This window comes from Acinetobacter lwoffii, assembly GCF_024129735.1.
In the GTDB taxonomy this organism is placed as follows: Bacteria; Pseudomonadota; Gammaproteobacteria; order Pseudomonadales; family Moraxellaceae; genus Acinetobacter; species Acinetobacter lwoffii_H.
Window position 1 is genome coordinate 23,430 of sequence record NZ_JAMXXK010000035.1, and the last position, 12,675, is coordinate 36,104.

Here is a 12,675-nt window from a genome sequence, read left to right on the forward strand (position 1 = left end):
CTTAACCTTTTAACTCTGCAGATACGATACCGAAGCCGGCAATCCATTCGCTGATGTCTTCATAGCAATGCGTGGTCATTTCATACTCACCCATTTCGCTTAAGGCAGCGAAGGCAGCCATCCAAGAACGGACTTCCTGACCACCACGACCACCATCACGGCGGATTTCAGCTTCAGTCATCGCTTCTAATGTTGCAAAATCAGCATTCTTGAAGGTTTCCAGCAGGGCAATATCCCATTCAGCATTCAAAGGCACGGCAACTGACGTATCCCCTGCTGCCAGCTTTTGACCCACTGCAATAATTTTGGATTGACGTGCATGACGTGCTTCAGGCGTTGGATAACGGCCTGCAATCAGGAACTCTTCCACTTCTGGTGGTACAGCACCCATTTGCGGTGTAGGTGGATCATGTGAAAGACCACCGGTACCTAAAACAAGCACACGCTCATTTTCAAGGTTCAGAGATTTGATGAACTGGCCTACAGCACGGCCTAAAGCGATGGTACGCTTCGTGGTTGGCATTGGTGCTGCAGCGCCATTAATGAAAATTGGAATCGTTGGATAACGATCAAGTTTGCCGTCGCACAGAAAGTGCAATGGCTGAGTCACGCCATGGTCAGCTTGCATACGGTAAGAATACGCAACGTCCACACCCTCATCGAGTACACGACGGACCAAGCCCAGTGCTTTGTCTTCTGGTACATCAATGTGTGCATTGTCTTTACCATAATCCCAGTCACCTGCAGCTTTGGCACGAATACCGACGCAGAAACTTGGCATCAGGTCATAGAAGAAACCATTAAAATGATCTGGACCAAAAGTGATGATCAGGGTTGGGTCGTAAGCTTTTACTTCAGCAGAGAGTTTTTCAAAAGCAGCACGAACTTTTTGCTTTTTTGATTGATCTTGAGGTGAAGCAAATTCCATTAAAGGACTGTGCGATGCACAAATAAGTTTAACGGCCATGAGAGACTCCTAGAAGGAAAGCAGCCCTGAGAGAAGAGGCTGCCGGTAAGTCCATTTGAATGAGACTAGATGTTTATTCGTCAAAGAAACCTGCACGTGGCTGACGTAGGCCACGAATACCCAGACCGCATTCTGCATTGATCAGAACACCAGTCAAAGGACGGTTGTTTTGACGAGATGCCAACAGCACGTATGAACCGGTCATATCTTCCGGTTCAGGCAAGAAATTCAGTGGCATGCCACGTGCAATTTTCTCAGGATCACGTGCATCGAGCAGGCCCACATTTTCCTGACCCAGCGATGCCGCACCTTTGATATTCACATTCATACCTGACGGTGCAACAGCGTTCACTCGTACTTTAGGCGCAAGCTCGTAAGCCAGTTCTTTCATAATCCCGACACCCGCATGCTTAGATGCAGTATATACAGGGCCTCCGCCAGCGGAGTACAGTGCCGAATTAGACAAAGTAAATATGATAGAACCTTCAGAAGCGATCAATGCATCCAGTGCAGCCTTCGCACCGAGGATCAGAGATTTGGTATTGATGCCCATAATCTCGTCAAAGGCTTTTTCTAGTTGCTCACCAGAGGTATTGACGATATCGGCATAGTGATCCCAAATACCGGCATTACCAACGAAACAATCGAGTTTACCGAAACGTTCCACAGTGGCTTGAACTGCACGAACGTTATCTGCATAGCTGGCTACATCACCTTCGATCGCAAGAACTTTTCCACCGAAGTGTTCGTTCAAGGCATCCACTTTCGCTTTTGAACGTTGAAGAACCGCAACTTGTGCACCTTCCTCAATAAAACGCTCGACCAAAGCCCAGCCTAAGCCTGAACCACCACCAGTAATAAGTGCAACTTCGCCCTGTAGCCAACCCATGCTTACTCTCCTGCCATCTCTACAAACAATTGGCCATCTTCAACAATCACTGGGAATGTTTTGATTGGATCAGTTGCAGGTAGACACAATGCTTCACCTGTTTTTAAACAGAAACGTGCTGAATGCAATGGACATTCCACAGTACCGTCATCTTCAAGGTAACCTTCAGACATTGACGCATTACCATGACTGCATTTATCGTTCATAGCGAAGAATTCACCGCCATTGTTAAATACAGCAAGCGCTTCGATACCGTTTACGCCGCAATCCACTTTTAACGCTTCGCCTTCGTCTAATTCGTCAACTTGGCAAACAAAAATCTTATTCATTAGAAGAACACACTCAGGTTATGTGAGTTATAGGTAACTTGGTCAAGGGTGATCTTACGGTTGAAGATCTGGAAGCCCAGGCCGCCTTCAACTTTGCGAATCTTGTCATGACGTTTACCACAGTAAATCGTAACGTCTTTCTCTTTCTGGGTACGGTACAGAAGGTATGTCATGTACACATCGTATTCGCCTTCAACTTCAGTTGGCTCAACAATCACGTTGCTCACCATGTGAGTGGTACGTGATGGAGGCTCTTCAGCCCAAGCCATACCAGTTTCCAGACGAGCAACACGACGTTCTAAAAGATCTTTCGTATCATTGAATACCCAAGTCGTAGGTGGTTCAACTGAACGACGACGGTCACGGGTTTGTGCGTTTGGTGTGGTACGTAGCGTGTAAGAAATATCTTCAGCTAAGGTATCCAACCATTCGCGGAATTTCCAGTCGTCAAGCAGCTTTGCTTCGCGATACAGGAACTGACTAATTTGGTGATGAAGTTCTAAGCTGATTTGACTCATTTCATAAGCTCCTTCTCATATTCGTCAGCTGCTTTTTCCACGTCTTCCCATTTTTCATGAATCAATAAATCTGCCCAACGGCGGTACATACCACGTGCTGCAGTTTCAGAGAAAATATAGTTAGTGATACCCGGGATACCATCTTCACGTACTTTCTCGTTACCTTTACCCATTTCCATAATGAGTTTGTTTTGACGCGCTTTGTAACCACGTAAAACTTTTTGGATTTCGATCCAGTTTTCAGAGTCATCTTGCTCTAGGAAACCAGCAGGACCGAAGGCACGAGTTGCAGAACGTTCAAATGCTGCTTGTACATCTTCTGGCGCGTCCGCATCACAGATACAGAATGCCCAAACTTCAGTTTTGTTTGGACCACGTGGGTGCCATACACGAAGAGTCGCAGTACCGTTCAACCAAGACAATGTAGGGAACATGGTGTTGTGACCTGCAAGACGCAGCGCACGAGTTTCACCTAGGCGTTCTTTCACTTCTTCGTAAGTTTCGCGGAAGTAGTTTGCTACTTCACCATCAACCCATACGTTTGCGTCTGGTTTCTCTGTGAAGAAGAAGCCTGAACCGTGACCACGTGAACCGTATTGGATCGCGTCTTTCGCAGTTTCCCAAACTGGACGAGCAGTTTGTGCAGCACCAAGTTTTTTCGATGCTTCATCATCTGGTTTTGCGCCAAGGACTTGGATCGCAGATGCATGAGAGAACAAGGCATGATACTGGTCAGATGCAAACTGTTCCGCTGCAAATTTCCAGTTACACTCGATTTCCCATTTGTGTACACCACCGATGATTTCTGTACCACCTGGACGACGGTCAAGTACACCATCTAGATACCAGGCGATATCGCCCATGTATTCTTCTAGATCAGGTGTGGTTTCATCCCAACAAGCGAATACCAAGCCTTTGTAAGACTTGACACGATTCACTTCAACCAGACCCCATTGCTCTTTACATGCACCATGCGGGTAAGCACGATCTTCAAGCGGGATATCTTTTAAAGAACCGTCAATGCCATATGACCAGCCGTGGTACGGGCAAGTAAATGCACGGGTATTACCACAGTCAGCGAAGCTTACACGCATAGAGCGGTGACGGCACTGGTTTAAAAATGCTTTGATTGAGCCGTCTTTTTGACGTGCCACAATGATCGGATCTTCACCCATGTAGGTGTTGAAGAAATCACCAGCCTTAGGAATTTGGCTTTCATGGCAAAGGAATAACCAAGTACGACCGAAAACACGTTCGAGTTCTAATTCGTAAATGTCAGGATCCGTATAAATAGATGGCGTAATACGTCCATTTTGTGCATCGACTAAAGCATCGATTTCGCGCACATCAATTTTTCCACTCATGAAAAGCTCTCCTGTGACCTATCTTTGGCACAAAGTAATAGACTCAACTTTTCAACGATGATGGATTTGACAGCGTTTTTCGGGAAATATTTTTTTTGTTTCAATTAAGAGCTTAAAGCAATTATTAAGCACGTGAATTTTTATATTAAAACATCTATTAATCCCGCCAGAGCATTTAGTTTATGAATGGGAAAATAATCTTCACGACATAGTTGTTTATAGATTATACTTTGAGGAAATTATAGTAAGACATTTTTTGGATTACTCTTTGGGTTGATGACATGGAATTACGACACCTTCGCTACTTTATCACCGTTGCTGAAGAGCTCAATTTTAGTAAGGCAGCACTTAAACTTTATACGGCTCAACCCTCACTTAGCCAGCAAATCAAAGACCTGGAAGAAGATGTTGGGGTAAAACTACTCAACCGAACCAAACGTAAAGTAGAGCTGACCGAAGAAGGCGCCGTATTCCTGGAACAGGCCCGTCTCACCCTGGCACAAGCGGACAAGGCCGTTGCCATGGCACGTCAGGTGTCACAGGCCAAGCAGCAAATGCTCCGCATCGGTTTTGTACCGGTAGCCGAGATGAAAATCTTCCCGTATATCTTGCCAAATCTACGTGTACAGAACCCGGATTTAAAAATTGAACTGCTCAGCCTGAACAACAATGAGCAAATGCGTTTGTTAAAAAAAGGTGATTTGGATCTGACATTTACCCGTCATAATTTCAATAGTGATGAAATTGAAAGCCAGTTCGTGATTCGTGAACCGCTGATTTTCCTGCTGCCTAAAGATCACCCTTTAGCAAAATACGAAAGAATTCCTGTTAAAGCATTGAATGGTATTGATTTTATTATTCCATCAGCAGAGCAGTCATTGACCCTGAATCAGGCGATTCTGGACTTTGCCAAAGCCAACGGCATTGAATTCAATATTGTGCAAAAGGCCGATAATATTTTATTTAATATCAACTCGATCGGAATGGGCTTGGGCTGTACCATTTTGCCGGGCTATATTGCACCGCTGACCATGGATAATAGCGTGATTCGTCCGCTGGACGTGGAGTTGCCCTATTTAGACCTGTATGTCAGCTACCATAAAAACAACAAATCCTATGCCGTCAGCAAATTTCTTGAACTTTTGACCCGTGTATTCTATCTGGATATTTACCGTAGCGAACAAAATTAATCCCATTTCTTCCCTCTATCAGGCATATGCCATTCAACTTTTGATAGGCATGTGCTTTTTTTATTTTATTATTTTATGCTTAAGAATTCGTTTTTAATTCTATTTTGTGATAAAGAATCTATTTCTAGCGTTTAAATTTGTCACTTGACCTCGACCAAAATTGTGTATTTTTAGCTCTAAATGTGCTGCATTTACCACTTAAGTCTAATAAAATTTAATTCGGATTTTTCTCAGTTTAAATAGCTCAAACCTATAAAAATTATTAGATTTTTAGATTTATCCAAATAAATGAGAATCAAACTCACTTAGGTACGCTACATTAAATATTCCCGATATAAAAAAGGATGACCGAAGCCATCCTTTTTAAAACTACATCGAGCTTATTTTACGCCGTGTACAGCCAAGTAGTTTTTGATCACAGTGTTGAACTCATCTGCTTTTTCAACTTGAGACCAGTGACCACATTGGCTGAAGATATGTGCATCAGCATTTGGCACGATGTTCAGGATGTCCCAAGTACGAGAAACCGGAATCACCACGTCTTGCGTACCATGAATCAATAGTACAGGCACAGTAATGTCTTTCATTTTTTCGAAGTCTAATGGGAATTCGAAACGGTCACGGTCACGTGCGCCAACCACATCCATTAAACGATTTGATGCATAGTCATTTGCAGCAGAAGCAAAACGTACTTTTACCAGTTCATCAGTAATCAGGTCTTTGTTTACGACAAACATAGAAAGGGTTTTCTTGATTCCTTCTTCTGTAAGAACTGGGTTTGCGTGAGCTTTAAGTGCAGCTGTCTGTTTCGCACCGCCCGTACCCATAGACACGATACCCAAAATACGATCTGGATAATCCAATGCCATCTGGAATGCTAACCAGCCACCCAGAGAGTTACCGACCAACCAGGTTTTTTCGATACCCAAAGCATCTAGCGTACGGATCGCATGATCTACCCAGGCACGGATACCATATTCAGTACCCGGTGCAACCACAGTTTGGCCATAACCAATGGTATCAATCGCGATACAACGCGCTTGCTCACCAATTTGTGGCAGGTTTAACCACCAGTTTGCCGCGGCCGATACACCTGTACCTGAACCGTGTAAAAATAGAATAGGCGTACCTTCACCAATTTCGTGGTAATGGGTCAACTCGCCTTCAGCAGTTTCAATCCATTTGTCTTCTAAGCCAAAGAATGGATCTGTTTGATAGTCAGGGATTTGAACAGTGCTCATATTGCTTCCTCTTACAGTCTTTCGCTTGCGTGTCCCTCTATTTTCAAGAATTCGACGTCAAGTTGACTCATTAAAATGACTTGTGTACACCCTTATATTAACCGCTCAACCGCAGCAAACTGATACAAAATTACGATTGCACCCAACAAAATAGATATAATTTAAGTATTTGTTTTATATATTTTTTTATAAATTAAACCCTACATAAACTAAGGCTTTAACTGCATTCTTAAACCAAAAAGCAGCCAGAAGACTGACTGCTTTTAAAATATACGGGTATTAGAATTTATGGGTATAAGTAGTTGCGACACGGTATTCTTGCAGGTCTGGTTTTGCTGGATTGGCAAAATTCACATCAATATACATCGCCTGTACACCCAAACCTTTTAATTTACCTTCTGGCACAGTGTAGTTCACGATGGCATTCACTTCATCCGTATTGAAGTTCTGACCTTGATACGCCCCAGTACCTTTCTGATCATAACCTTTGAAATAAACCGCAGTTGCGTTTAATCCTTTGGCACCCATTTCAGAGAAGTCATAGCCATAAGAAACATTCCATGACTTTTCTTCTGGTGCAGTAAAGGTTGCAACGCCCCAGTTCACCAGATAAGGCTGCGGCACCCAGCCACCCAATGTCGGGAATGCGCTATCACCAAACATTTGCTGGTAACCTACACCTACGCTATGTGCACCATGATTTACTTTTGCAGCGACAGACACAGCCTGGTTATCAATTTCACCATACAACTTGTCACCTGATTCCGAGTTATCGAAGTAACGGATGTGGCTATCTAATTTGGTTTTTTCACCGAGCGCAGTTTTATAATTCACACCCAGATAATGCTGTTGGTAAATGTCTTGAACATCGGCATACCAGTAGCTCGCCCCTACTTCTTTAGTAAGTTGGTGGTCTACACCCGCAATCCACATGCCATCAGCTTCAGCACCCGTATCATAGAAACTTGGTGGAGCAAATTTAGTTAAATCACGGAACTGGTTGTCATAACGGTTGTTAATACCATCAATATACGCAAGAGTTAACTTGGTATCTTTAAGGTCTTTAGACTCTAACCAGGCACCACTATAAGTCGTCAATAACTGACGCGATGGATCAAATACCAAGACTGGAGATACAGGCAATAACTCACCGACTTTCAGTTCAGTTTGTGACACTTTGGCTTTTAAGGTCGCGCCGACTTTACCGAAATGGTCTTTTGACTCTTTGCCATCGTGCGGTAAAACCCAGTCCGGATTTTTATCACGGCCATTGAGTTTGACTGCATGTTGCACCAGTACATCAGCACCGACCTGCACACCACCACCGATATCGTGATAACCCGACTTGGCATCCAGAGTCACCCCTTGGGACCAAGAACCCCAATTACGTGATGAATAGTCATCTTGATACTGACGGTCTAGATAAAAGTTCTTAAATTTGAGTTGAACATTGCTGTCGTCAATAAAGTCTGCATTCGTTGCAGTTGTCCCTAAAGTTGCTGTCGCAGCAAGTATTGCAATCCATAAATTGTGACGACGCATGATGAGTTCCCCATTCAGCAGATAAAATCCATGCAGCCATCATGCGCAAGTCGGTTTAAATAAAAAATCCGACCACAGTATTAAACTTTTGCTCTTTTAGCTCTGCATATTCCAAGCCCAGATTTAAGCACTCAATCTCTTAGATTTTAAACCGATTAATGAAAATAAAAATTTGACCAGATATTTAATTCAAATTTCTGTTTCCTCTATTAATAAGCGCAATTTTTTTTAAAATATTGAGCCACTATTTTTTATTTATCGTTTTTATGTTTAAGGAAAAAATTAAACTAAAATAATCTTCACATAACACTATAACTAAAATATCTGAGATCAGAGTTTTAATATATTATTAAAACTACTTCATAATAAAAAAGCATCCACTTTGGATGCTTTTTTATTAGCCTTATTTTAATACGATTGCATTAAAAATTAAGCTTGTAACTCACGCGCTTTAGACATCGTCAACGCCAAGTCTTCGATCATGTCTTCCTGACCACCAACCGTACCACGGCGACCCAGTTCCATCAGGATTTCACGTGCAGATACGCCATATTTTGCTTCAGCGCGTTTAGCAAACAACAGGAATGAAGAATAAACACCGGCATAACCTAAAGTTGCCGCATCACGGTCAGCACGAATCGGGTTGTGCATCATTGGAATCACAAGGTCTTCCGCAACGTCTTGTACTTTGAACAGGTCAACGCCAGTGTCCATATCCATACGGTTTGCCACAGCGATAAACAGTTCAAGTGGTGTATTACCTGCGCCAGCACCAAGACCAGCAGATGCCAAGTCAACACGTACTGCACCTGCTTGAACCGCAGCAACAGTATTCGATACACCCATACCTAAGTTGTGGTGCCCGTGGAAACCAAGCTCAACACTTGGATCCAAGTGTTGACGTAAGTGACCAACACGGTCGATCACATCCTGCGGAAGCATATAACCTGCTGAATCTGTCACATAGATACAGTTTGCACCGTAAGACACCATCTTGTTTGCTTCTTCAAGCAATTTTTCAGGAGATGCCATGTGAGCAAGCATCAAGAAGCCCACGGTATCCATTTCTAATTTGCGTGCAGCGGTGATGTGCTGTTCAGAACAATCCGCTTCAGTACAATGCGTCGCCACACGAATGGTAGAAACACCAATTTCATGTGCCATTTTCAAATGGTCAACCGTACCGATACCAGGTAAAAGCAATGCAGAAATTTTTGCATTTTTCATACGTGGCACAACAGCGGATAAATATTCTTCATCCGTTGCAGCAGCAAAACCGTAGTTCACTGATGAACCGCCAAGGCCGTCACCGTGCGTTACTTCAATTAAAGGTACGCCGGCATCATCAAGTGCTGTTGAAATTGCAATCATTTGCTCAACAGTCGTTTGATGGCGCTGCGGGTGCATACCATCACGCAAAGTCATATCATGAACAATAATCTTAGACATTTTGGTATTCCTTTAAGCTTCAGCGGTGTTGAACACGTGTTCTGCGAACATTTCTGCAGTACGTGCAGCTGCTGCAGTCATAATATCCAGGTTGCCTGCGTATTTCGGCAGGAAGTCACCCAGACCTTCAACTTCCAAGTAAATTGATACACGGTTGCCATCAAATACTGGACCATTTACCAGTTTGTAACCTGGTACGTATTTTTGGACTTCCTTGATCATGGCATGTACAGATTCAGTGATCGCTGCCTGATCCGGCTCACCTTCTACTAGACAGTGAACAGTATCACGCATCATTAGAGGTGGGTCAGCCGGGTTAATGATGATGATCGCTTTACCTTGTTTCGCGCCGCCGACTTTCTCAATGGCACCTGCAGTAGTACGTGTGAATTCATCAATGTTTTTACGCGTTCCCGGACCAACCGACTTAGTCGATACAGTTGCAATGATTTCGCCGTATTCAACAGGTTGAACGCGAGAAACCGCAGCCACCATCGGAATCGTTGCCTGACCGCCACATGTCACCATGTTCACGTTTGGTACTTCGCCCGCTTGTAGTAATGCTTCAAGGTTGACTGGTGGTACACAAAATGGACCAATCGCAGCAGGCGTTAAGTCGATCATCAACACGCCAAGTTCATTCAGCTTGCGGCTGTTTTCAGCATGGACATAGGCAGAAGTTGCGTCGAATGCAATTTTGATGTCATCAGCAATCACATGAGGAAGAAGACCATCAACGCCTTCAGCTGTGGTTTTTAAACCCATTTTCGCAGCACGCGCCAAACCTTCAGAAGTCGGGTCAATCCCCACCATCCAAACAGGCTCTAACCATTCGCTGCGTTGTAATTTATAAAGCAAATCAGTACCAATATTCCCTGGACCGATCATTGCACATTTAATCTTTTTCATGAATGTACTCTCTTGGAATCTTGATTATTCAGCAGCGAATGCAGCGGTTACTGAACCGAAGCCTTCAATTTCAACTTTGAATTCATCACCTGGTTGCGCCACAACCATTGGACCTAAAGCACCCGTCAAGATGATGTCACCTGCCAACAATGGACGGCCACGACGCACCATTTCATCTGCAAGCCAAACCGCAGCATTGAGTGGGTTTGCAAGACATGCTTTACCCACGCCTTGAGAAACGACTTCCTCACCGCGCGTCATCACCATCTTGCAGTTCACAAGATCAAGTTTTTCTAACTTAACCGGCTGAGAACCCAAGACAAATGCAGCAGAAGATGCGTTATCCGCCACAGTATCAATCAGGCTGATTTTCCAGTTTTCGATACGGCTATCGACCACTTCAATTGCAGGCAGTGCATAATCAGTTGCGCTGATAATGTCTGCATACGTGTGTTTTTCTTTGGTTAAATCCTGGTTAATCACCAATGCGATTTCTGCTTCAACTTTCGGCTGAAGCAGAAGGCCAGCTGGAATTGCTTCACCATCGCCATAAGCCATGTCGGCAAATAACATACCAAAATCCGGCTGATCTACACCCAGTTGCGCTTGAACGACTTTAGACGTCAAACCGATTTTACGACCCACCAGACGGCGACCTTCAGACAAAGCACGCTCGGTATTCACTTCCTGAACGGCATAGGCGATATCTACGTCAGCACTTTCACCGCCAAGTTCCGGGCGAATCGGTGCAATCGCAGTTTGTGATAATTCAGCGCTACGAAGTGCTTGTGCAACTGATTCAACAACAGCAGAATTCGACATCAATGTTTCCTTAAACTGCAAAAATTAGGCTTATGCCGGGATCTAAGAGGGACAGAAAATATGGACATGATCAGGCTGATCATCCGTATGGACTGCCTTTCTCAGAGCGAGCATAGGAATAAACAGTTTTAGGATGGGAAAAATCCGGCGTTTGTGCCAATAGTTATTTTATTTTTTGCTATAGCTATTATCTATAAGAATAATTTATAAAAAATTAAATAAAACAAAATCTTATTGTTTAAAACACATCGTTATTTAGCAAAATAACTGCCATAATATGACCGAATAAAATCAGTACAATTACGACTTTAGACTAAAAGATAAGAACCAGCGCTTAAATCTGCAGCATTCCCCAGCCAATTTAAACCGGGGAACTGCTTGTTTTTCATTACAACCAAGATACTGGATTAAACTGCTTGTTTCCATTGGACTTTAGCCAACAAAGCGCTATGCAAAGCAGCTACATCATCCACGATACAGACTGGATTAAATTGTGCTAAAAGTTCAGGCGCATGCACGCCATAACTTACCCCAACGCTTGGCATGGCAATATTTTGCGCCATTTCCAGATCATAAGACGTATCACCGACCATAATCGCATGTTCAGCCTGCACACCGGTTTCCGCCAGAATTTCTTCTAACATGAGTGGATGAGGTTTAGAATGGGTTTCGCTGGCTGCGCGCGTACTCACAAACAGCTCTTCACTGTTCGTCTGTTTTAATACACGATCCAGACCTTTACGGCTTTTCCCTGTGGCTACTGCCAGCTTCACGCCTTGCTGCTGTAAATCTGCGAGCATGCGCGCTACGCCTTCAAACCAGGAATCTCCTGATGAGTTGGCAACATAATGATCGGAATAAGCCTGCAAAATATCCGTATGTAATTCTGGTACTGTCGGGAATAAACGCTGTGCAACTTCAGGTAAACCCAGTCCAATAATACTTTTCGCATCTGCATCCGTTAACGGCTGCTGAAACTGCTGTGCGGCAAACTGCAAACTCGCCACGATTTGACCGACTGAATCAAATAAAGTGCCATCCCAATCGAAAATGACCAATTTTACAGGTGAGTTCATAAAAGATTTCCTAGATTTGATTCAGTCTTGAAGCCCTCTCCTACAAGGAGAAGGAATTTTTCATTCTTAAGCAAATGACTTTAATAAAAGAACCAATAAAGTCGAATTATCAATGAAGTTTTAATTCAACATTACTATTTAATAAGTAACGTTCCCTCTCCTGAACGAGTTTAAAGCACTGCTTTAAACGACGTGCAAGAAGGAGACTTGCTCAGCAGTGCTGCTTAGGGAGAGGATTCTTTCGAAATTTAATCTCCCCTAGCCCTCTTTAAGAAATAGGGGAATTCCCCATTGCTGTCCCACAATTTTTCACAAGAGGAAGCTCATTTGAGCTTCCTCTTGTTTTATGGGTATTTTATCGGGTGAAAATAAAGCTTTT

At 43.5% G+C, this 12,675-nt stretch carries 12 protein-coding genes; 1 reads left to right on the forward strand and 11 read right to left on the reverse strand.

Going from position 1 to position 12,675, the window contains the following annotated elements; translation table 11 throughout:
* Position 1: 1 nt before the first annotated feature.
* From NI469_RS10785 to hcaE, 5 genes are all read right to left on the reverse strand, one after another.
* Positions 2-967 (reverse strand): 3-carboxyethylcatechol 2,3-dioxygenase, encoded by a 966-nt coding sequence (locus tag NI469_RS10785; protein WP_253175163.1) that lies wholly within the window; start codon positions 965-967, stop codon positions 2-4.
* A gap of 73 nt (positions 968-1,040) precedes the next feature.
* A complete protein-coding gene (gene hcaB / locus NI469_RS10790) occupies positions 1,041-1,856 on the reverse strand; it encodes a 3-phenylpropionate-dihydrodiol/cinnamic acid-dihydrodiol dehydrogenase (RefSeq protein WP_004278515.1) in 816 nt (271 codons plus the stop codon).
* Between the two features lie 2 nt (positions 1,857-1,858).
* Complete coding sequence (hcaC, locus tag NI469_RS10795) at positions 1,859-2,185, reverse strand: 3-phenylpropionate/cinnamic acid dioxygenase ferredoxin subunit (RefSeq protein WP_004278517.1); 327 nt, start codon at positions 2,183-2,185, stop codon at positions 1,859-1,861.
* A complete protein-coding gene (hcaF, locus tag NI469_RS10800) occupies positions 2,185-2,703 on the reverse strand; it encodes a 3-phenylpropionate/cinnamic acid dioxygenase subunit beta (RefSeq protein WP_005107991.1) in 519 nt (172 codons plus the stop codon). The genes hcaC and hcaF overlap by 1 nt, the downstream gene beginning before the upstream one ends.
* Positions 2,700-4,067 carry a 3-phenylpropionate/cinnamic acid dioxygenase subunit alpha gene (gene hcaE, locus NI469_RS10805; protein WP_005107992.1) on the reverse strand — a complete coding sequence of 456 codons (1,368 nt, stop codon included), beginning with the start codon at positions 4,065-4,067 and terminating at the stop codon, positions 2,700-2,702. Before hcaE ends, hcaF begins: the two co-directional genes overlap by 4 nt.
* Before the next feature lie 281 nt (positions 4,068-4,348).
* Here hcaE and hcaR point away from each other — a divergent pair, with 281 nt between their 5' ends.
* On the forward strand, positions 4,349-5,257 hold the full coding sequence (hcaR, locus tag NI469_RS10810; protein ID WP_005107993.1) for a DNA-binding transcriptional regulator HcaR: 909 nt from the start codon (positions 4,349-4,351) through the stop codon (positions 5,255-5,257).
* A 380-nt stretch (positions 5,258-5,637) separates the two neighbouring features.
* On the opposite strand, the gene NI469_RS10815 is transcribed toward hcaR, so the two are convergent.
* The 6 genes from NI469_RS10815 to NI469_RS10840 form a co-directional block, all read right to left on the reverse strand.
* Positions 5,638-6,498 (reverse strand): alpha/beta fold hydrolase, encoded by an 861-nt coding sequence (locus NI469_RS10815; RefSeq protein ID WP_004278523.1) that lies wholly within the window; start codon positions 6,496-6,498, stop codon positions 5,638-5,640.
* Positions 6,499-6,777: 279 nt separating this feature from the next.
* A complete protein-coding gene (locus NI469_RS10820) occupies positions 6,778-8,040 on the reverse strand; it encodes an OprD family outer membrane porin (RefSeq protein WP_253175165.1) in 1,263 nt (420 codons plus the stop codon).
* Between the two features lie 429 nt (positions 8,041-8,469).
* Positions 8,470-9,489, reverse strand: coding sequence for a 4-hydroxy-2-oxovalerate aldolase (dmpG, locus tag NI469_RS10825; protein ID WP_253175167.1), 1,020 nt, complete (start codon positions 9,487-9,489; stop codon positions 8,470-8,472).
* A 12-nt stretch (positions 9,490-9,501) separates the two neighbouring features.
* On the reverse strand, positions 9,502-10,398 hold the full coding sequence (locus tag NI469_RS10830; RefSeq protein ID WP_253175175.1) for an acetaldehyde dehydrogenase (acetylating): 897 nt from the start codon (positions 10,396-10,398) through the stop codon (positions 9,502-9,504).
* 24 nt (positions 10,399-10,422) lie between these two features.
* The gene (locus NI469_RS10835) at positions 10,423-11,220 is read right to left on the reverse strand and encodes a 2-keto-4-pentenoate hydratase (RefSeq protein ID WP_044111812.1); all 798 of its coding nucleotides are present in this window, start codon (positions 11,218-11,220) and stop codon (positions 10,423-10,425) included.
* Between the two features lie 407 nt (positions 11,221-11,627).
* Positions 11,628-12,296, reverse strand: coding sequence for an HAD-IA family hydrolase (locus NI469_RS10840; RefSeq protein WP_253175177.1), 669 nt, complete (start codon positions 12,294-12,296; stop codon positions 11,628-11,630).
* Positions 12,297-12,675: the final 379 nt, after the last annotated feature.